Below are 19,542 nucleotides of genomic sequence, written 5' to 3' on the forward strand. Positions count from 1 at the left end.
GGAGTGCCGACGAGGAAGGCATTGATCATCCACCGGCCGCAGGGAAATGCCGATCTGAAATTCAAAGTCAATTTCAGATATTATGACACGTTTTATTATTGACGTTTTTATTTGACCATGGAATAGGCTCTGGCAGAACCACCGAAGCGGATTTACCGTGAGCCCATGAGTGAGCTGCGAAAACGCAAGTACGAGCGGTGGTTCCAGGCCGCGGACGTCGACGACGACGATGCGATAACGCGTCAGGACGTCGTCACGATGGGCGAACGCTACGTCCAGGCCAGGGACATTCCGCCCGACTCCCCCGAAGCACGACAGATGTACGAGACCATGGACCGGTTCTGGGAGTCCGTGATCACCCCCGCCGACACCGACAACGACGACAGGGTGACCTCGGAGGAGATGACGCGGGCATTCGCCGACGCCTTCGACGATCGCGCCCGCTATTCCGGGGAGCTCGCCCCGATCGCCGACCACTTCTTCGACCTGGCCGACGGCAACGGCAACGGCACGATCAGCCTCGCCGAGTTCACGCACATCTTCGGAAGCACGGGGCGGGCCGCCGACGAGGAGTGCGCCGAGGTGTTCAACGCGCTCGACCTCGACACCTCCGGCGCCCTGTCGAGAGCCGAGTATCACAGGGCGGTGTCCGAGTTCTTCTACGGAGACGATCCCGGCTCCCCGGCCAACCACATCTTCGGCCGCCTCGCATAACTCGCACGGAGGGAAGAGGCCCGTCTCCCTCACGGGCCTCGAAGCCTGACCCCCTTCTGGTCGGGTACTGGACTTCTCACTCCACGCCATTGACCCCTGCGAATCCGACGAATCTTTCCGAGCACCGTACTGGACATATCAACCCGAGAAGCCGGATACGCGACCAAATACGCTATATCCGAATTATTGAGGTGATCTCAGCAAGATCAATAAGGGTGTTTGCGATTCGATGCCTTCAAAGCGGCGTCGGCAGACATGAATCGGGATGGATCGCGATGCCCCTGAAATAGACGTGGAGCTTTCGGTAGAAGAGGTCTCACCACAAGTCTTCTTCGATCCAGAAAGCCCCACGTGATCACCTATCGTGCCACGCTCGACGTCTCCCGCGAGCTGGTTTGCCACCTCTCCCTGCTGTTGTCGGCCGAGCGCCGCCGACTGGGCACCCGCTCGGGTTCCCGGGCGCTGACCTGTTTCGAACAGGCGGTGATGGGGTTGCGCTGGTTTCGCGACCGCACCGACCGCGGCGCCCTCGGCCGTGGCCACGGCATCTCCCGCGCGACCGCCTACCGCTACATCGACGAGGTCATCGACGTCCTTGCCGCCCAGTCACCCGACCTGCATCACGCCTTGCAACGCGCCGTCGATGAGGGCCTCACCCATCTGATCTTGGACGGCACCCTCATCGCCACCGACCGCTGCGCCGCACAGACCACCAGCGCCAAAGGCGATCTCATCGACCTGTGGTACTCCGGAAAGGCCCGCCACCACGGCGGTAACATCCAGGCGCTGTCCGCGCCCTGCGGCCTGCCACTGTGGGTATCGGCCGTCGAGCCCGGATCGGTGCACGACCTGACCGCCGCCCGCGCACACGTCCTGGGCGCGCTGTACAAAGCCGCCGCCGACGGCCTGCCCACCCTGGCCGACTCCGGCTACGACGGTGCCGGCATAGGCATCCTCACCCCGGTCAAACAACCCGCCGGCGGCCGACCACTCGACCTCAACACCCGCACCCGCAACGCGCTCCTGCGCGCCCTGCGCTGCCTGGGAGAACGCGGCTTCGCCCTGCTCACTCAACGCTGGCGCACCCTACAACGCATCACCGCCAGCCCCAGCAGAACCGGCGACATCATCAAAGCCGCACTCGTTCTCACCCATTTCGAACACGGCTACCTGACATGAAAGTCGCTGAGATCACTTCAGTGTGCTCCTCGGACATGTCACGGTTCCAGACGACCTCGCTCATCGGGGGGTCGTTGTGGGAGTTGTCGTAGCTGTTGGAATCATCGTCATAGCCCGGGAAGTAGATGTAGGAAACATCCGCCCCTCCGCAGAGTTTGTGGCGCCGTTGGAGGGCGATGAGCCGCTCGGTGGTCATCGCACGCGTGAATTCCACGACAGCGAGGGCATCGAGCGTCCGGGGAGTTTGTCGATGGTCTTCCGGGCCTCCTCCCTGGTCTTCCGAGCCTCCTCCGTGACCTCCTGGTCATACTCCGTCGGTTTCGCGTCGATGCGAGAAGCCCATTCCACCGACGAGATCGCATCGGTGAGGCGGGAGCTGTCCGGCCATGCGCGCAGGCGCTTTTCCGGGTTCGCGATACGATCGGCCGTGGCGCGTACCTCGGCCGCCCTCCACTGACCGAGGTCGACCTGCGTCCGCAGGAACCCCTCGGCCATGTTCAGGGCCATGAACAGCGCCGCGCTGACGGCCAGGACCTTGACGAGGGACCGGCCCACGTACGACCAGTCGGGTTCCCTGACGTTCACGGCCGCACACTCCTGCGATCTAGATCAAATCGAGTACGAGGCACCATAGCCCCGGAACCCGCGCGGACAGGGAGGCCCGCTCGTTCCGTCGGGCAGCGTCAGGACCTCGTCCGGGGGCGATGCCACAGCCGGTGATCCGCGGCGATCGGCCGCCGGACCGGGCTTCTCCTCGTGGCCGGAAAACGTCATGATCGGTGGCTAACCTGTCATTCTCACCTGCCGAGGAGGAAGCCCATGAGCCCGGTCACGCCCGAGACGGTCGATCACTACGTACAAATGCTGGCGGACCTGCATCGGGTGGATCCCCACATCGGCGACGCGCTGTTCTGGATGGTCGTGCGAGGACGCGGGGAACCCCTCACGGTCGCCGACGTGGCCCGACGGCTGGGAGCCGACCCCGGCGCGGCGGTTCCCCGCACCGTGCCGGAGCTGGAGGAGGGCCATGCCGTGCTGGAGCAGAGCGACCACGGGGTGATCGTGCTGTCGCGCAACGCCTCCATCGTGGATCCCGACGTCTGGGCGCGCCTGAGCGAGAACGCGCAGGTGTGGTGCTTCTGGTGGCTGGCCAACTCCCTGAACAACCTGTCCTACGCCGCCGACGGGCGACTGGTCACCGAGTTGGACGTCCTTCATCCCGAGCCTTCGGAGTGCAGGGGCCGGGACCCTCGTGCGCTGGATTCCCACCTGAGGGCCTTGCGCGATCTCGCCGGGTGGAAGAGGGCCGACGACCAGGTCGGTGTGAGCCCCTCCGCCCCTTACCACCGGTGGGAGACCTCGTTGGCGACCATGGAGGCGATGACCGGCGTACGCCTGGACGTCGACCGGTTCACCCGGAGGCAACGCTCGGTGAGCGCCGACGCATTTCGGTGACCTTCCTGGACGAACGGGGCGGACAGGGCAAACAGAGCGGGCGGGGCGGCGGGCCTGGCGGCAGGTCAGCTCACGCAGTCCTGGGTCTTGAGCCCGAGGCCGAACTCCTGGAGCCTGTTCCGCTGGTTGACGCCGAAGTAGTAGTACGCCTTGGGGTTGCCCGGCACGGTGGCGTAGTAGCCGCTCTCCCTCTCCTTGACCGCCGGGTATGCCTTCTTGATCTGGCGCAGGGTGGAGCCCAGGCCGATACCCCTGGGAGTGCGCACCCCGGCCGACGCGAAGATGACCGCGACGCCGCGCTTCTTGGAGATGAAGATCCCTCCCGCGTCGCGGGCGCCCCGGTGGGCCTTGTAGGTCCAGGTCGAGCAGTAACCGCGCTCCTTGAGCACGATCTTGCCGGTGGCCTTGGCCCGCGTGGCGGTCATGCCCAGCCTGACGCCGCCGTAGCCGTACGGGCCGAAGGTGCCCGGCGCGGCCGTGGTCGCGGTCGCCGCCGCGGGGGTCTGTGCGGCGGCGACGGCTCCCGTCGGGATCGCGATCACCAATGCCGCACTCACGGCCAGAGCCGCCACCGTCGGTCGGATCACCTGCATGCCATTGCCCCGTTCCTGAAAAAGTCGATGAGATCGCTTTTATGACGCCAACGACCGGAGGAAAGTTCACGGCCGAAACCGGAATGTGATCACCGGCCGAGCGGAGCGCGCCGCACCGGGTCCGGTCGCGAGTCCGGGCGTACGGCCTCGGTGTGACCTCGACCATGGTCGAGTTCCCGGCGTGGTTCCCGATCGGTACGCGCGGCGGCCCCGCAACGACGGGCCGTGCCCTTCGCGCCGCCTGCCCGGGGGACGGCCTCGGACCGCGAAACCCTTCGCGCGTGGGCCGCGCCTATCCTGTCCCCATGACGATCACGGACACGGAACTGGTTCTCGCGGCGGCGCGGTCGGGGGCCGACGTCGTCAGGAGCATGTACGGCACGTCGCTGGAGCGCTTCGACAAGTCCGCGAAGGACTTCGCCACGGCCGCCGACCTCGCGTCGGAGAAGGCCATTCTCGGCGTCATCCACGACGCCCGGCCGGACGACGCCATGACGGGCGAGGAGAGCGGGCGTACCGGCCCGGCCGACGCGGAGCGCATGTGGCTGGTCGACCCCCTGTGCGGCACGCTGAACTACGCCGCGCGCACCCCGCTGGTCTCGGTGAACGTCGCCCTGCGCGTGGGCCGGGACCTCACGGTGGGGGCCTCGGCCGACCCGTTCAGCGGGGAGGTGTTCTGGACGGACGGCGACCGCGCCCACCTGCGCCGCGACGGCGTGGACGAGCCCCTCACGCCGTCGCCCGAATCGCGGCTGGTGGACTTCAACCTCGATCCGCCGTTCCCGAACGCGCCGGGCTTCCAGGCGTCCCGGCTGCTCGCCGACCCCGCCTTCACCGAGCGCTTCAGCCCGCGCGTGGTCTCCACCACCCTGGCGGTGGCCTGGGTCGCCGCCGGCCGGCGGGCCGCGTTCGTCACCGACGGGCCGATGTGGGACAACGTGCACTTCGCGAGCGGGCTCGCGGTGTGCCGGGCGGCCGGGTGCGTGATGACGAACCTCCACGGCGGGCCCCTGTACGACGGCGCGGGCGGGCTGGTCGTGGCGGCCGACGGTGAGACGCACGCCAGGCTGCTGGACCTCGTCGCGGGCCGGGTCGGGTGAGACGCCTCGGCTGACGTTCACGGCCGCTCGCGGCGAGGGCCGCCCGTGACGGACACCAGCGCGGCCCCGGTGGAGGACCGGCCGGTCAGCGTGGTGACCTCGAAGCCGCGTTCCTCCAGGGCCGGCGCCACCGTGGCGACGATCTCGCCCGCCCGTTCCGGCGCCGGCGGTTCCCAGAACAGGTGAAGGCTGCCTCCCGGGGCGAGCCAGCGGTGCAGGGCGTCCAGCTCCGGTGCCGCGGAGCGCGTCCAGAACAGGTTGACGTTGATCGCGAAGATCCTGTCGAAGGAGGCGTCGGCGAAACCGGCCTCCTCCAGCGACGTGACCAGGAAGCTCGCCCGGCCCGCCGACACGTGGCCGGCGTTGCCTCGCCGGGCCGCCTCGACGGCCGTGCCCGACCGGTCGATCGCGGTGAGCGATCCCTCCGTGAGGCGGTCGAGGACGAGCGTGGCCGCGACGCCGCGACCGCATCCGATCTCCAGGACGCGGTGGGAGGGCGCGAGGTCCAGCGTCCCCACCGCCCAGGAGAACCGTTCGGGTGTCGATTTCCTCACCATGATCACATCATCGTCGATGCCCGCCGGCCGAGGGCCCGCCGTGGTGCCCATATTTTCGGAGAGAGGGCCGTGCGTTTCGGAATCCCACCCGAAACCTCTTTTCGCGTACGGCCGGGCCGTGCCCGCGTGTCCGCCGGAAGTTCGGTGACCACACCATTTCCTTCGGCCGGTCGCGGTGCCCGGCCTCCATTTCGGTAAGTGTTCCTCGTTTTCGGTCGGCGGTCTTTCCCGTCACGGGACGGCTCGGGGCCGCCATACCCGCCGACCACGCGAAGGAGCGGCCGACGGGCCTGTTGGCCCTCGCTAGCTGGGCGAACGTCCCTGTCAAGGGCGGCGGGGCCGGGCACGCGCCCCGGGCGGCCCGCACCGCCGGGCCGGCGGGACCGGAGGAACCATCGTTCCCCGGCCCCCGGCGAAGCAATAGTTTTTGTTCCCGTTGACAACCTCCCGGCCTGTCGAACCGAATTCAAAATGTCATGAAAAATGACCGGCGATATTGAAAGTACAGTCGCGGCGGCACACACTCGGCGTTGAGAACATTCACCCCCCAGCGTGTGGAGCGACAATGGACCGAGCCCCGACCACAATTCACGGGCACAGAAAACCGATGTTCCGGCGCGTCATGTCCGCCGTCGTCGCGGTGTTCGCCGTGGCGTTCCTCTGCGTGCCGCCCGCGGGCGCGGCGGCGTACCCGACGCCGAAGAGCCTGACCGCCTTCCTCGACCTCGAGTGCTTCAGGACCAGCCCGTACCAGCCGCCGGCCACGACGGTCACCGTGCGGCACATCAACCCGTTGCTCACCAACCTGCCGACCGAGACCCTCACCCTCGGCCAGCGTGAGCAGCTGTGCGTCCCGGTCGCCAAGAACAACCAGGTGCCGCCGTCGCCCGCGCTCGACTTCATCAGGTACGTCGACCTGTCCTGCTACAAGGTCTCCGGTATGACGGTGAACGCGGGCCTCGTGCTCAGCCACCTCAACCCACTGTTCCAGACCCTGCCGCGCACGCAGGTCACCCTGAACACCCCGCAGCAACTGTGCGTGCCGGTCATCAAGAACAACGTCCTCCCGCCCGCCGAGATCCTGTCGCTCGTCCGCCACATCGACCTCAAGTGCTACGGCATCACGCCCAACAACCCGCTGAACCAGCAGGTGAGCCTGCGCCAGCTCAACCCCGTCCTGGTCGGGAAGATCCCCACGCACGGCGCGCAGGTCCTCAACGCCCGCCAGCTGTGCGTCCCGGTGATGAAGGCCGGTGACAACATCCCGGCCGAGGTGTTCAACATCGTCCGCTGGATCGACCTGGAGAAGTTCGACATCGCCACCCCGACGACCCTGCCGACGATCACGCTGACCCTGCGGCACATCAACCCCGTCCTCGGCGGCCTCCCGATCGAGCAGGCCGTCCTGTCCGGCGCGAGCCAGCTCGCGTTGCCGGTCGCCAAGAACGGCAACTTCCCCCCGGGCTGATCTCCTGCCCCGGAGCCCCTCCGTCCGTGCGGGCGGAGGGGCTCCGCCGTTTCCACCCGGTCGCCGGTGCGAGCCGATGCAAGCCGGTGTGAGCGAGGGTGAGCGGGGGTGAGCCGGTGGGAGCGGGGGCGAGGTGAGACGAGCCCAACGCGAGCCGACGCGAGCCGACGCGAGGTGGCACGAGCCGGTCCGCTGAACGCGGGCGCGCGGCGCATGGTTTGCTTGCCGTATGGACGAGTCGCAGATCACCCGTTACCTGGAGAGACTGGGCGTACCCCGGCCTGCGGAGCCCGACGTCCAGGGCCTGCGCGCCCTGCAGCTCGCGCACCTGAGGACGGTGCCGTTCGAGAACCTGAGCATCCACCTCGGTGAGCCGATCACGCTCGACCCCGGCGCGCTGTTCGACAAGGTCGTCGGCCGCAACCGCGGCGGCTTCTGTTACGAGCTGAACGGGCTGTTCGCCGGGTTGCTGACAGGGCTCGGCTACCGGGTGACGGTGCTGGCCGCCCGGGGCCTGGACGGCGACACGCCGGGGCCGCTCTTCGACCACCTGGCGCTCCGCGTCGATCTCGACGAGCCGTGGCTCGCGGACGTCGCCTTCGGGGACTTCGCCGACGGGCCGCTACGGCTCGACGAGCGCGCGGAGCAGCGGGACGCCGCGGGCGTGTTCCGGATCGCGCCCGCCCCCGGTGACCACGGCGAGCGGGGCGACCTCGACGTCGTGCGCGAGGGCGGGCCGGGCTACCGGCTGACCGCGCGGCCGTACGAGCTGGCGGACTTCGTCCCGACGTGCTGGTGGCAGGAGACCTCGCCGCGGTCGCACTTCACCGCGTCCCCGGTCTGCTCGATGCGCACGGAGCGGGGCCGGATCACGATCAGCGGCCGCAGGCTGGTCCGCACCGAGCACGGCGAGCGCACCGAACGCGTCCTGGACGACGCCGGACTCCGCGCCGCCTACCTGGATCACTTCGGGATCGCGCTCGACCGGCTCCCGTCGCTCTCCGGGGCCTGCCCCTCCGAGGCGCCGCCGGTCCGGCCGGCGAAGGCGGGGTAGCCCGGCAGGGGGGCGACGTCCCAGCTCCCGGCCACCCGCGACAGGAGCCGCCGCATCGTCTCGGCGAAGGCCGGGAACTCCCCCAGGGTGCTCGCCATCTCCCAGCGGTGCCTCATGAGCTGCCGCACGGTCGGGGACCGCCGGGTGCGGTTCACCGGCTTGTCGTCCGCCATGCGCGGGATGAGGGTGACGGTCAGGTGCACCGTCCAGAGCGCGATGGCCCGCCGGGTCCCGGCCTGCCAGAGCTCGTCCCTGACCAGTTCCGGGTAGGCGCGGACGACCTCGGCGCGGTAGATCTCCTCGATCTCCTCCGCCACGCCGGGGGGCAGGGAGAAGACGCACCAGCAGCTGGAGAAGGGCATCCGGCAGTAGGCGGCGGTCAGGAAGACCGGCTGGAAGCACGCCGCCTCGAAGTCGAGCAGCCGCAGGCCGCCGGGGGTGATCAGGTTGTTGTCGGGGCAGGTGTCGCCGGGGGTGAAGGCGAGGTGGTCGTCCGCGCCGGTCACCGCGATCCGTGCCAGCTCCCCGGCCAGCTCGTGCGGCACGTCGATCCCGATCCCGGCGAGCGCCGCGGGGAACTCGGCCGTGCGCCGGACGGCCCACGGCTCCTCCTCCCAGGAGGGTGCTCCCCTGCCGTAGCGGGCCGAGAGCGCGGCCATGTCGGCCCGGCGGTGCACCGACGCGGCGGCCATCCGGCCGAGACCGCGCGCCCAGGCCGCCAGCCCGTCCAGGGCGGCCCGGGGGTCGTCGCCGAGCAGCAGGTCGGCCAGCGTCGGCGCGGTCCCGAGGTCCTCCATCACCAGCAGGGGGAGCGAGGGGTGCACGCCCAGCAGGCCGGGGCCGCCCAGCCCCATCGAGAGCCCGGCCGCCTCGGCGGTGAAGCCGCGCAGCCCCTCGGGCTCCGCGCCGAACCTTTTGACGATCACACTGTCACCCGACGCCGTGCGGCAGCGTACGACGGCGCTGCGCGTGTTGCCCCCGAGGTCGACCGGGTCGGACAGTTCGGTCCCCAGCACCTCGCCCGCGGCGTGCAAGATCGCATCCATCCCGGCATTCTGCCATCCGGTGCCGCCGGTCCGGCGTGCCGGGAAAACGTCCTCACCTTCGACGGTTCCCGGCATGTCAGGACTCGTCCGCAACCGGCTCGCCACGCGGGCGTTCCGGCTCACGTGCCCGTCCTCACGCTCAAGCGCGTCCCCAGGCTCGCGCGTGCCCGGCCCGGCACGCGGGCGTTCCCGCTCACGCGCGCGTCGTGCGGGCGTGGGAGGGCACCTGCGGCCACCGTGGCGCGAGAACCGGGCACCTCCAGGTCACCGGCAGGCTCCACCGCCCGAAGACGACCTTGCCTCCCCCGGGTGCCGGGTAGTGGCCCCACTCGTCGGTGCACATGCCGACGAGCCGCAGGCCACGGCCGCTCTCGTCGTCCTCACCGGGGTCGGCGGGCTCGGGCGTGCCTCCGCAGCCGTCCCACACCTCGGCGAACAGTCCCTCGGCGGTGACCCGCAGCCGCAGCACGATCGGGCACGCCTCGGCGGCCCGCGTCGCGCGCGTGACCGTGATGGCGTTGGTGGTCATCTCCGAGACGACCAGGACGCAGGCGTCCGTCAGCTCCGCGAGACCCCACCGGTCCAGCCGGGCGCGGGTGAACTCGCGGGCCCGGGAGGCCGCGGCCGGCTGCGCCGCCAGCCGTAGCTCGTCCGCGTTCAGGGTCAGATGGTCGGGGTCGTCCAGATCGGAATGAAACGGTGAGTACATCGGTCCCGGCCGTTCGACGGGGAGCACGCTCATGGATGGCTCCAGGGAAGGACAACGGAGGTTCGGTCACGTCCCCGGCGCAGGAAGGGACGTCTCGCCCGAGCGGAGATCCCGCGGATCTGACGGCTCCGGCGTTGTTCTCCACCCTGATGCACGGAGCGTGCTGGAAACAGGTGACGAGGTCGCATCCGTTCGTCACTTTCCGGAGTCGTACCGCCCCCCGAGGTAACGATCTTGCAGACTTCGGCGATCCGGTCGCCGATTTCCGTACTCGCCAGTCACGGAACGTGATCGCCAAGTAACGTTCTGCGCGAAGAATCGCCGTCGGGGATCCGCCGGGAGGGGCCGAGCCGATGCCACGTGCACCGCGCAGCGTCAAACAACAGATGGACGTCTTCAGCGCCGAACTTCGCGAGCGTGGCTGCACCTGGGCCGAGGTCGCCGCGGAGTTCCAGCGACGTTGGCATCTGAACTCCCGCCAGGGCTTCCGAGAGGCGCATCGCCTGACACAAGCCAAGGTCTGTCATCTATGGAACGAATACTGGCCGAACGAGCCTCTCACGACCCGCAAGCTCGGGTCGTGGGAGGCCTGGCCCGGCCCCACCGGCAACGAACCGCCGATCGCCGGCCTCAACCGGCTGGCCCGCCTCTACCAGTGCCGCACCGCCGACCTGGTCGACGGTGAAGACCACCGCGATGCCGACGAGCACAACGTCCTGGCCACCCGGTTCCAGGGACGACCGCTGGTGGCGGCGGGCGCGGCGGGCAGCCTGTCCTCGGACGACATCCGGGGAGTGCTGTCGGCCCTGCCCGTCCTGGCCACCGGCCCCGTGCCCCTCGGGAGGCCGCGCGACGAGGAGTACGACGCGCTGGTACGGGCGCTCGCCCAGTGGGCGGCGAACATGAAACGGCGCGACGTGCTGGCCCTGATCAGGGCCGCGGCGTCCGCCGCCGCTGCCTCGCCCCTGCTGACCCGGCTCAACGACGACGAGCTCGACCGGCTCACCCTGATCTCCGCGGAGCCGTCCCGGGTCGACCAGGCGACCGTGGAGCACATCGACGCGGTGCTGCACCACTGCATGCGCCAGGAGGACGCGCTCGGTCCCCAGTCGGTGCTGGGGACCGTGCTGGCCCAGCACCACCTGGTGCGGTCGTTGATCCCCGCGGCGCCGAACGACGAGGTGCGCGAGCGGCTGCTGTCGCTGCTGGCCAACATCTGCCGGTTCACCGCGTGGGTGCTGTACAACCTCAACGACTTCAACGGGGCGAACCATTACTACGACCAGGCCAAGGTCGCCGCCCACGCGGCCGACGACGACGCGATGAACAGTTTCGTGCTGGCCAACTGGTCACAGCTCGCGACCTGGCAGGGCGATCCCCGCCAGGGGGTCGAGCACGCGCTCGGGGCGCTGGCCTGGGGGCAGCGGGCCCGCAGCAAGCTGCTGGTGTCGTACGCGTGCGACGTGGGGGCCCGCGCCTACTCGGCGGTGCTGAGCCGTTCGGCCAGGACGGACCGCAAGGACCACGCGCGGTGCATGACCAGCCTGGACCAGGCCCGCCGCGAGCTCGGGCACGCCGGTGAGGGGGATGTGGGGACCGGCCTGCTCTACTTCTACGGTGCGGGGCAGTACCTGTCGACGAAGACCAAGTGCCTGCTGAACATGGGGGACGCGCAGACCGCCGTCGAGGTGGCCGCCCACTCCCTGACCCAGATCGATCCGGCGTTCGTCCGGAACATGGCCTTCAGCCGGCTGGACCTGGCACGCGGGCACCTGCGGCTGCGCTCCATCGACGAGGCGTGCGAGCATATCGGCGAGGCCGCGCGCCTCACCTGCAAGAACACCTCACCCCGGCTGGCCAGGTCGGTGGTGGAGGTCCGCGAGACGCTGAATCCGTGGGCGAGGACCCGCCAGGTCGCCGACCTGGACGAGAAGCTGCACGCCTTCCAGCTCATCGCCTGACGGACCGGCCGCCCGGTGGCGGGCGCGGTGTCTCACGGACAGGGCTTCTCAGGGGCACGGCTTCTCATGAACGGCGCGCCGGGGGCATTCTCTCCAGCACCAGCACGTCGAAGACCGGGGCGGGGATCGGCGGGTCCATCAGCCTGCGGGACACCCCGCGCCAGCCCCACCCACGGTAGATCTCCTGTGTTCGCACGGCCGCGGGCTGCACCGACAGGGTGGCCCGCTCGGCCCCGGAACCGCCGAGGAGCTCGTCGTGGATCCGGCGGCCGATCCCGGCCCCCCTGCTGCCGGGCAGCACGCCGTAGTCGATGAAGGCGAACGTCCTGGTCCCGGTCTCGGTCGCGAACTCCTCGCCGACCGGATCGGCCAGGCGGCTCCACCAGGCGGTGTCGGGCGGCAGCAGGTATCCGTACCCGAACCCGACGAGATCCGGGCCGGAGCGCGCGGTCGTCAGCCGGAAGCCGGGGCGGGTGAGCAGCTCGGGGAAGTAGCGGCGCTGGTTGGCGAACTCGGTGGCGTTCCCGTTGAACGGGGGCAGCGAGAACACCGCCTCGTAGAGATCACAGATCCTCCCTGCCAGCGCGCACGCCTCCGAGCGGCCGTGCGTCTCGATGACGATCTCCTTGGTGGGGGGTGTGCCGGTCATGTCGCCTCCTCGCCTCCATCACCACCGCCCTCCCCCGGGAAGATTCCTTACCCGTGGAAGGGCTCGGTAGCCGCGCCGGTTCCTGTGTGGTGGGACGGCCCGCGCTCACTCGTTCCGCCGGAAGACGACCACCAGCACGCGCAGCGCCAGGATCGCGCTCACGAGCAGGAGGTTGTAGCCGATGAGCTGGTGGAGCCCCACCTCCCGGGTGACGCGCGGGCCGCCGTCGGCCCCGAGCAGCATCGCGGCCATGAGACCCGTGGTGGCCGCCATCACGGTGAGCAGCACCTGGTGGAGCATGCCGGTGACGTGCCGCCGGTCGCGCTCGTCGGCGAACAGGCGCACGTTCAGGCCGAAGCGGCCGTGCTCGGCCGCGTCGGCGATCCGCTCGATCCGGCGGGGCAGGCGGCGCACCATGGGAAGCAGGCCCAGTGCCTCCTGCATGACCGCATCCCGTACGCGCCGGGGGTCGGGGGCCTCGGTGAGGTGACGGACCGAGAACGCGCGCGCCTCGGTGACGATGTCGAAGCCGGGCGCCAGCCTGCCGAGCGTGCCCTCGATCGTCGCCAGCGCCCGGAACACCGCGGCCACCTCGGGCGGCAGGGACAGGCCGTGCGAGGAGACGATCCTGAAGAGCCGGCCGAACATCTGCGCGTCCGGGGCGGCCCCGGCGACCAGGTGGCGGGCCATGAACCGGCCGAGCTCGCGTTCCAGCTCCCGCTCGTCGATCTCGTCCGGCCGCGGCACCACCTCCAGCAGGGCGTCGCTCACCCCGAGCGGGTCCCCCCGGTCCATCGCGCCGAGCAGGCGCTGCAGCGAGCCGCGCAGCGAGCCGTCGAGCCGCCCCACCGAGCCGAAGTCGAGCAGCGCGAGCCGGCCGTCGGCCAGGAGCATGAGGTTGCCCGGGTGGGGGTCGGCGTGGAACACCCCGTGCAGCATGATCTGGCGCAGCAGCGTGTCGAGCAGGGTCCCGGCGAGCTCCCGCCCGGCCTGCCCGCCGGGGGCGGCCGACCCCAGCGGGGTACCGTCCAGCCACTCCATGACGAGCACCCGCCGCCCGGACGCCCGCGGGTACGGCACCGGGACGTGGACCGGCTCGCCCTCGGAGGCCGCCGCCACGGCGGCCATGTTGCCGGCCTCGATCCGGAAGTCGAGCTCCTCCCGCAGCGCGTCGGCGAACCCCCGGGACAGGCCCGCGACGCCGAAGGACCGCCCCCACCGGGTACGCCGCTCCAGCGAGTGGGCGAGACGGTCGATGATGTCGAGATCCTGCTCGACCACACCGGCGATCCCTGGCCGCTGGACCTTGACGACCACCTCCTCCCCCGTCCGCAGGCGCGCGCGGTAGACCTGCGCGATCGAGGCGGCGGCGAGCGGCTCGCGGTCGAAGCGGGCGAACGTCTCCTCGATCGGGCCGCCCAGCTCGGTCACCAGCACCGGCTCGATCTCCGTCCACGGCGCCGAGGCCGCGCCGTCCTGCAGCAGCCGCAGTTCCTCGACGAACTCCACCGGCAGCAGGTCGCTCCGGGTGGACAGGATCTGGCCGAGTTTCACGAACGTGACCCCGCCGTCGTCGAGGGCCTCACGCAGCGACCTGGCCAGCCGTGCCCGGCTGGAGGGCGCGCCGAGGTCGGGATCGCGGCCGCGCAGGTACGGTCCGAGGCCGTGCCGTACGAAGATGCGCGTGATGCGCAGGTAGCGGCGCGAGCGGGTCAGGTGGCGGCGCAGTCTCCCGGCCAGCTCCAGCGGACCCGGGAGCGACCCGGACGGGATCAGCACCTCGGCGATCACCAGGGGGACCAGCCCGGCGAGCAGGGAGCAGACGACGGCCAGGATGAAGAACCAGATCGGGGTGACACCGGGATCGTCCGGGTCCACCGTCCCCGCGAAGGCCTTCATGAGCGGCCCGGCGACCAGGATCACGAACGTCGCGGCCAGCAGCGTGCGGATGACGCCGAACCGCAGGTCGAGCAGGCGCCGCGTGGCCACCGTGAACGCGGTCACCATGACCAGCAGGCCGATCGCGAGTGCCGGGATCGTTAGGAAATCCACATTCGTTCCGTTCGCTCCGCCGTCGTCCGTCGTCCGTCGTCTGTTGTTCGTCTTCGCCGTGGTCGTCGTGATCACGGTCGTGATGTCGTGGTGGTCGCGTCCGTCGTGCGGGTGAGGTCCCGGCACGCTCCCGGGCCGGGAAGCGGGCTCCCCCGCCGTACGCGCGTACGGCGTGCGGGCCGCGCGGCGGGACACGTGATCGACGGCGAACAGACTAGCCGGGACTTTCACGACAAACGGGAAGTCGGCGCGAAGAGGGCACGGTACCGGCGGCGGACGGGACCGGCACGTTCCCCGGTTCGGGCGCGAGCGAAAACAGGACGCGCCTCCGCGACCCGGGTCAGAGCGGAACGGACACGCCCCGCGAACGGAGGACCAAAAGGGCGAGGGGGGCGCCAGGGACGCGATCCCCTTACACCGGGAATGCCTCCGGAAACAAATTGTCGCAGGCCGGAAGGAAAACATTCCGGCCCGCCCGGGCGATTTTCCGTACATCGGTAGAGGCATTGATGAATTGCGGGGACGCCGGGCTCATCAAGGCCCTAACAGGCACAACATGGCCGTGCGGCGAGGCAGGGAAATTTTCGTTTACCTTTTTAGAAACACGATCGCCTGCCCGCCGAAAGGATCGCTTATATATTTTTCCGTGCCGTCAAGATCGCACTACGAGCGGAAAAGCAATGAGGTCCGCCCGTGGCGCGCCGCTTTGATAAGGAGCATGCCGCATGTCATTGAAGAACCGTTTCACCCGGGCCACCGCCGGCTGTGCCTTCGCGGTCGCGGCCGTCCTGACCCTCGGAGCCTTCTCCCCCGTGCCGCCGCCGGTCGGCCCGGACCGCGCGTACGCCCCGCAGGTGCCGCGGGTGGCGGAGGCGGCGGAGCCCGCCGGCTCGTCCCGTGACCTCGCGTCCCGCGACCTCTCCCCCGGCGAGCTCTCCCCGCGTGCCGCGACGCCGCCGCCGGTTCCCGCGCCCAGGGTGCGCGCCCTGTCGGCCGAGGAGATCCGCACGCGGGGCCTCGACAGGTACATCGACATGTCCCGCCAGCGCGAGACCTCCCCCACCGTCATCGACGCCTCGCGGACCGGGTTCCCCGGCGGCGTCCTCGTCCCCTCCAGGAGGCCCGCCGGGTACGGGGTCTCCGACCAGCGGTCGGGGTGCTGGTACCTGACGACCACGTACGGCCCCCCCTCGCTGCGGGGGGCGGCCCACCACACCTGGTGCGGTGACGGCATCCGGGTCACGTACACCTCGGCGGGGTGTACGGGGACCACGAGCCTGCCCACCTCCGTGTACGAGGGCTGCGAGACGATCCAGCGGTTCGGTGCCGGCTGGAACGCCTGGGACGTCACGGACAGGTGGCGTTTCTGCACCTCCTACCACCCCTACACCGGCACGTGCTCCGAGCGGATCCACCCGTGGCAGCGGAACCGCTACGGCGCCAACGGCCAGGTCTGGACCCTGGGCTGGGGCGACTAGGGGCGGCACCGTGACGCCGGACCGGGACCTCCCGGCCCCGGCTCGCGGCTCGCGCACCGGCGGCGCCGGTGACGCGGGACAGGACGGGGACGGCCATCGCGCGACCATCCGGGTTCCAGGGCACCGGGTCACGCGGTGGCCGTCCGCCGTTCCTCCACGCCGTCCCTCCACGCCTTCGGTCCAGACCGTCGCCACGAGCCCGCCGCCCTCCGGGCCGTCACTTCGGGCCACCGCCACGAACTCGCCGCCCTCCGGGCCGTCACTTCGGGCCACCGCCACGAACTCGCCGCGCTCCAGGCCGTCGCGTCACCGCCGCGGGTCCGCCGCACCCCGGACCGTCGCTCCGGGCCACCGCCACGAGCCGTTCCCGTCGACCCGGAGGCGTTATTTCATCACTTGTTGATTTATTCGGCGCCGCGGCCTATCGTCATCGCAGCAGCAGCGGTGGAGCGCTTCTGCCAGGCCCCAAGGAGGCGCAGCGATGCCCACACCCCTCGTCGTGAGATTCGACGAACCGCAGGCCCGATCGCTGTCCCTGGTCGGCGGCAAGGCCGCCAACCTCGGCGTGCTCACCGCCGCGGGGCTGCCCGTCCCCGCGGGCGTGTGCGTCACCACCGAGGCCTACCGCAGGGTGACCGCGCGGGCCGGGCTGGAGAGCGTCCTCGACGCGCTGGCCACGACGCCCGCCGGGGACGTCGCCGCCCTGAACGCGCTGGCCGCGAGGGCCCGCGAGCTCGTGCTCGCCGCCCCGATCCCCGACGACATCGCGGACGCCGTACGGGCGAACGCGAACGGCCCGGTCGCGGTGCGTTCGTCGGCGACGGCGGAGGACCTGCCGGACGCCAGCTTCGCCGGCCAGCAGGACACCTACCTCAACGTGATCGGCGCCGACGCCGTGCTGGACGCGGTCCGGCGGTGCTGGGCCTCGCTCTGGACCGACCGGGCCGTCGCCTACCGGGCGGCGAACGGCATCGACCCCGGCTCGGTACGCCTGGCGGTGGTGATCCAGGAGATGGTCCGCTCGCGGGTGGCCGGGGTGATGTTCACCGCCAACCCGGTCACCGGGCGGCGGCGCGAAGCGGTGATCGACGCCGCTCCCGGCCTCGGCGAGGCCGTGGTCTCCGGCGCGGTCAACCCCGACCACTTCGTGATCGACACCGCCACCGGCCGCGTCACCGAGCGCCGCCTGGGTGACAAGCGGCTGGTCGTACGGCCGCTGGCGGGCGGCGGGGTCGAGCACGTGCGAGCCGATGACGACGACGGCCGTGACGGTGAGGTCCCGGCCGCGAGCGCCTGCGTCACCGACGCGCGGCTGCGGGAGCTGGCCGCGCTCGGCGACCGGGTCGAGCGGCACTACGGCGCGCCCCAGGACACCGAGTGGGCGATCGACTCCGACGGCGTCCTGTGGCTGACCCAGTCGCGTCCCGTCACCACCCTCTACCCGATCCCCCGGCACGCCGAGCCGCCCTCGTGGGACGCGATCCCGGCGGCCGGACCGGAAGGACAGGGCGAACCAGGCGGATCGGGCGGACAGGGTGGACCGGGCAGGTCGGGTGGACGGAACGGAGGGAACGAGCCGGACGGACCCGGCGGACCGGACGGCACGCGGGTCTACTTCTGCTTCAGCCTGGCCCAGGGCCTCTACCGGCCGATCACCCCCATGGGCATGTCGGTCTTCAGGCTGCTGTCGGCGTCGGCGTACCGGATGCTGGGCAACCCCGTGCCCGACGGGCCGGCCGGGGCGCCCGTCGTCGCGGAGTCGGGCGGGCGGCTGTTCTTCGACATCACCGGCCCGATGCGCGGCCGGGTGGGACGCGCGATCTTCCCGAGGGTCCTCGACGTGATGGAGGCGAGGTCGGCGAAGGTGCTGCGCGGCCTGTTCGACGATCCCCGGTTCGGCGTCGTCCACACCTCCCCCCTCCCGGCGCTGCGCCGCGCGGTCCGGCTCGCGTCCCGCTTCCACATCCCGGGCCGTGTCGTACGGGCGGTGCTCCGTCCCGCCTCGGCGCACCGGGACGTGCGGACGGTGACCGCGCTGATCAGGAGCCGGCTGGCGGCACCGGAGGGCGCCACCCCGCTGGAGCGCCTGGACCACGTCGAGCGGGTGCTGGGCCATCGCGTCATGCCGATGCTGCCGTCGGTCGCGCCGGCGGTGGCGGCCGGGTTCGTCATGCTCGGCCTGGCCGCCAAGGCGCTGGGCGGCCTGGCCCGGCCCGGTGAGCTGCAGACCGTGCTGCGCGGTCTTCCGCACAACGTGACCACCGAGATGGACCTGGCGCTGTGGGAGCTGTCCACCCGCATCCGCCGGGACCCCGGGAGCGCCGCCCTGCTGCTGGGCACCCCGGCGGCCGAGCTGGCCGCGCGCTTCCACGCCGGGGCGCTGCCCGGCGTCGCGGGCGAGGGCCTGGCGGAGTTCCTCTCCGTCTACGGCGGCAGGGCCGTCGCCGAGATCGACCTGGGACTGCCGCGCTGGTCGGAGGATCCCACGCACATCATCGGCGTCCTCACCAACTACCTGCGGCTGGAGGACCCGGCCCTGGCGCCCGACGTCCTGTTCGGCAGGGGCGCCGCCGAGGCCACCGCCATGATCGGGACCCTGGGCGGGCGCGCCGGGGGTCCTCGCGGGTGGTTCGTCCGCTTCGCCCTGGGCCGGGCCCGTGCGCTGGTGGGGTTGCGTGAGATGCCCAAGTACCTCCTGGTGACCTCCCTGGCGGCCATGCGGGCCGAACTGCTCGTGGTGGGGGCCGAGCTGGCCGCCCGCGGCGTGCTCGCCGACGCCGACGACGTCTTCTTCCTGACCGTCCGCGAGGCCAGGGCGGCCCTGACCGGCAGTGGTCCCCGGACGGCCCCGGCCGCCTCCGAGGCCGGGACGGCCCTCGGCTCCCGCCAGACCGGGACGGCCCCGACCGGCTCACCGCGCGAGGAGGACGCGCCGCGTGGAGAGGACGCACCGCGTGGAGAGGACGCACCGCGTGGAGAGGACGCACCGCGCGGAGAGGGAACGCCCGCGGGGCTCGTGGCGCGGCGGCGTGCCGAGGCCGCCCGTGAGCTGCGCCGCAGGCACGTCCCCCGCGTCCTGCTCTCGGACGGCACCGAACCGGAGGCCGTCGCCGTACGGGCGCCGGTGGACGGGGCGCTGACCGGCACCCCGGCGTCGGCGGGCACCGTCACCGGCGTCGCCAGGGTCGTCCTGGACCCGGTCGGCGCGCACCTGGAGCCCGGGGAGATCCTGGTCTGTCCCTCCACCGATCCCGGCTGGACCCCGCTGTTCCTGACCGCGGGCGGCCTGGTGATGGAGATGGGCGGCGCCAACTCGCACGGCGCGGTGGTGGCCCGCGAGTACGGCATCCCGGCCGTCGTGGGGGTGAGCGGCGCGACCGAGCACATCGTCACCGGCCGGCGGATCACCGTCGACGGAACCTCGGGCGGCGTCCTCACCGACACCGCGACCACCTGACTCCCCCTCCCGCCGGCGCCCGCCGCCACACGGGCCCCGGCGGCCCCCGCGCCCCGTCGAGCACCTCCGT

Annotated in this window: 16 protein-coding genes; 9 read left to right on the forward strand and 7 right to left on the reverse strand. The window is 71.1% G+C overall.

Annotated elements, in window-relative coordinates:
* Positions 1 to 165 precede the first annotated feature (165 nt).
* Together ACLQ2R_RS16725 and ACLQ2R_RS16730 are read left to right on the forward strand one after the other, a co-directional pair.
* Positions 166 to 714, forward strand: coding sequence for an EF-hand domain-containing protein (locus ACLQ2R_RS16725; protein ID WP_425960514.1), 549 nt, complete (start codon positions 166 to 168; stop codon positions 712 to 714).
* 351 nt (positions 715 to 1,065) lie between these two features.
* A complete protein-coding gene (locus tag ACLQ2R_RS16730; protein ID WP_425960515.1) occupies positions 1,066 to 1,893 on the forward strand; it encodes a transposase family protein in 828 nt (275 codons plus the stop codon).
* A gap of 192 nt (positions 1,894 to 2,085) precedes the next feature.
* Here ACLQ2R_RS16730 and ACLQ2R_RS16735 read toward each other — a convergent pair whose 3' ends face one another.
* Entirely contained in the window at positions 2,086 to 2,478 is a 393-nt protein-coding gene (locus ACLQ2R_RS16735) for a hypothetical protein (protein WP_425960517.1), read from the reverse strand.
* A gap of 234 nt (positions 2,479 to 2,712) precedes the next feature.
* Here ACLQ2R_RS16735 and ACLQ2R_RS16740 point away from each other — a divergent pair, with 234 nt between their 5' ends.
* Positions 2,713 to 3,348: a DUF6461 domain-containing protein gene (locus ACLQ2R_RS16740; protein ID WP_425960519.1), complete on the forward strand. Its 636-nt coding sequence runs from the start codon at positions 2,713 to 2,715 to the stop codon at positions 3,346 to 3,348.
* Between the two features lie 65 nt (positions 3,349 to 3,413).
* Here the strand turns inward: ACLQ2R_RS16740 and ACLQ2R_RS16745 are convergent, their stop codons facing one another.
* A complete protein-coding gene (locus tag ACLQ2R_RS16745; protein WP_425960521.1) occupies positions 3,414 to 3,905 on the reverse strand; it encodes a hypothetical protein in 492 nt (163 codons plus the stop codon).
* A gap of 341 nt (positions 3,906 to 4,246) precedes the next feature.
* Here ACLQ2R_RS16745 and ACLQ2R_RS16750 point away from each other — a divergent pair, with 341 nt between their 5' ends.
* Positions 4,247 to 5,041, forward strand: a complete 795-nt coding sequence (locus ACLQ2R_RS16750; protein WP_425960523.1) for an inositol monophosphatase family protein — start codon at positions 4,247 to 4,249, stop codon at positions 5,039 to 5,041.
* A 17-nt stretch (positions 5,042 to 5,058) separates the two neighbouring features.
* Here the strand turns inward: ACLQ2R_RS16750 and ACLQ2R_RS16755 are convergent, their stop codons facing one another.
* On the reverse strand, positions 5,059 to 5,598 hold the full coding sequence (locus tag ACLQ2R_RS16755) for a class I SAM-dependent methyltransferase (RefSeq protein ID WP_425960524.1): 540 nt from the start codon (positions 5,596 to 5,598) through the stop codon (positions 5,059 to 5,061).
* A gap of 607 nt (positions 5,599 to 6,205) precedes the next feature.
* On the opposite strand from ACLQ2R_RS16755, the gene ACLQ2R_RS16760 reads away from it, so the two are divergent.
* Positions 6,206 to 7,066, forward strand: a complete 861-nt coding sequence (locus tag ACLQ2R_RS16760; protein WP_425960526.1) for a hypothetical protein — start codon at positions 6,206 to 6,208, stop codon at positions 7,064 to 7,066.
* 229 nt (positions 7,067 to 7,295) lie between these two features.
* Positions 7,296 to 8,120 (forward strand): arylamine N-acetyltransferase family protein, encoded by an 825-nt coding sequence (locus tag ACLQ2R_RS16765; RefSeq protein ID WP_425960528.1) that lies wholly within the window; start codon positions 7,296 to 7,298, stop codon positions 8,118 to 8,120.
* On the opposite strand, the gene ACLQ2R_RS16770 is transcribed toward ACLQ2R_RS16765, so the two are convergent.
* Together ACLQ2R_RS16770 and ACLQ2R_RS16775 are read right to left on the reverse strand one after the other, a co-directional pair.
* Positions 8,030 to 9,166: a hypothetical protein gene (locus tag ACLQ2R_RS16770; protein ID WP_425960530.1), complete on the reverse strand. Its 1,137-nt coding sequence runs from the start codon at positions 9,164 to 9,166 to the stop codon at positions 8,030 to 8,032. The genes ACLQ2R_RS16765 and ACLQ2R_RS16770 overlap by 91 nt on opposite strands.
* A gap of 193 nt (positions 9,167 to 9,359) precedes the next feature.
* Positions 9,360 to 9,908, reverse strand: coding sequence for an ATP-binding protein (locus ACLQ2R_RS16775; RefSeq protein ID WP_425960532.1), 549 nt, complete (start codon positions 9,906 to 9,908; stop codon positions 9,360 to 9,362).
* A 320-nt stretch (positions 9,909 to 10,228) separates the two neighbouring features.
* Here ACLQ2R_RS16775 and ACLQ2R_RS16780 point away from each other — a divergent pair, with 320 nt between their 5' ends.
* On the forward strand, positions 10,229 to 11,836 hold the full coding sequence (locus ACLQ2R_RS16780) for a hypothetical protein (protein ID WP_425960534.1): 1,608 nt from the start codon (positions 10,229 to 10,231) through the stop codon (positions 11,834 to 11,836).
* A 64-nt stretch (positions 11,837 to 11,900) separates the two neighbouring features.
* On the opposite strand, the gene ACLQ2R_RS16785 is transcribed toward ACLQ2R_RS16780, so the two are convergent.
* Both ACLQ2R_RS16785 and ACLQ2R_RS16790 read right to left on the reverse strand, forming a co-directional pair.
* Positions 11,901 to 12,485: a hypothetical protein gene (locus ACLQ2R_RS16785; RefSeq protein ID WP_425960536.1), complete on the reverse strand. Its 585-nt coding sequence runs from the start codon at positions 12,483 to 12,485 to the stop codon at positions 11,901 to 11,903.
* 105 nt (positions 12,486 to 12,590) lie between these two features.
* Positions 12,591 to 14,537, reverse strand: coding sequence for an AarF/UbiB family protein (locus tag ACLQ2R_RS16790; protein ID WP_425960538.1), 1,947 nt, complete (start codon positions 14,535 to 14,537; stop codon positions 12,591 to 12,593).
* Positions 14,538 to 15,262: 725 nt separating this feature from the next.
* Between ACLQ2R_RS16790 and ACLQ2R_RS16795 the strand changes: the two genes are divergently transcribed.
* Both ACLQ2R_RS16795 and ACLQ2R_RS16800 read left to right on the forward strand, forming a co-directional pair.
* Positions 15,263 to 16,015 carry a hypothetical protein gene (locus ACLQ2R_RS16795; protein WP_425960540.1) on the forward strand — a complete coding sequence of 251 codons (753 nt, stop codon included), beginning with the start codon at positions 15,263 to 15,265 and terminating at the stop codon, positions 16,013 to 16,015.
* A gap of 481 nt (positions 16,016 to 16,496) precedes the next feature.
* Positions 16,497 to 19,472 (forward strand): PEP/pyruvate-binding domain-containing protein, encoded by a 2,976-nt coding sequence (locus ACLQ2R_RS16800; RefSeq protein WP_425960541.1) that lies wholly within the window; start codon positions 16,497 to 16,499, stop codon positions 19,470 to 19,472.
* The last annotated feature ends 70 nt before the right edge of the window (positions 19,473 to 19,542 follow it).

Source organism: Streptosporangium sp. DT93 (assembly GCF_049844535.1).
Classification (GTDB): Bacteria; Actinomycetota; Actinomycetes; order Streptosporangiales; family Streptosporangiaceae; genus Streptosporangium.

Coding starts and splice junctions, on each gene's coding strand:
- ACLQ2R_RS16800 (WP_425960541.1), top strand. CDS start 16,497: ATGCCCACACCCCTCGTCGTGAGATTCGACGAACCGCAGGCCCGATCG.
- ACLQ2R_RS16740 (WP_425960519.1), top strand. CDS start 2,713: ATGAGCCCGGTCACGCCCGAGACGGTCGATCACTACGTACAAATGCTG.
- ACLQ2R_RS16775 (WP_425960532.1), bottom strand. CDS start 9,908: ATGAGCGTGCTCCCCGTCGAACGGCCGGGACCGATGTACTCACCGTTT.
- ACLQ2R_RS16765 (WP_425960528.1), top strand. CDS start 7,296: ATGGACGAGTCGCAGATCACCCGTTACCTGGAGAGACTGGGCGTACCC.
- ACLQ2R_RS16760 (WP_425960526.1), top strand. CDS start 6,206: ATGTTCCGGCGCGTCATGTCCGCCGTCGTCGCGGTGTTCGCCGTGGCG.
- ACLQ2R_RS16755 (WP_425960524.1), bottom strand. CDS start 5,598: ATGGTGAGGAAATCGACACCCGAACGGTTCTCCTGGGCGGTGGGGACG.
- ACLQ2R_RS16795 (WP_425960540.1), top strand. CDS start 15,263: ATGTCATTGAAGAACCGTTTCACCCGGGCCACCGCCGGCTGTGCCTTC.
- ACLQ2R_RS16725 (WP_425960514.1), top strand. CDS start 166: ATGAGTGAGCTGCGAAAACGCAAGTACGAGCGGTGGTTCCAGGCCGCG.
- ACLQ2R_RS16780 (WP_425960534.1), top strand. CDS start 10,229: ATGCCACGTGCACCGCGCAGCGTCAAACAACAGATGGACGTCTTCAGC.
- ACLQ2R_RS16785 (WP_425960536.1), bottom strand. CDS start 12,485: ATGACCGGCACACCCCCCACCAAGGAGATCGTCATCGAGACGCACGGC.
- ACLQ2R_RS16750 (WP_425960523.1), top strand. CDS start 4,247: ATGACGATCACGGACACGGAACTGGTTCTCGCGGCGGCGCGGTCGGGG.
- ACLQ2R_RS16770 (WP_425960530.1), bottom strand. CDS start 9,166: ATGGATGCGATCTTGCACGCCGCGGGCGAGGTGCTGGGGACCGAACTG.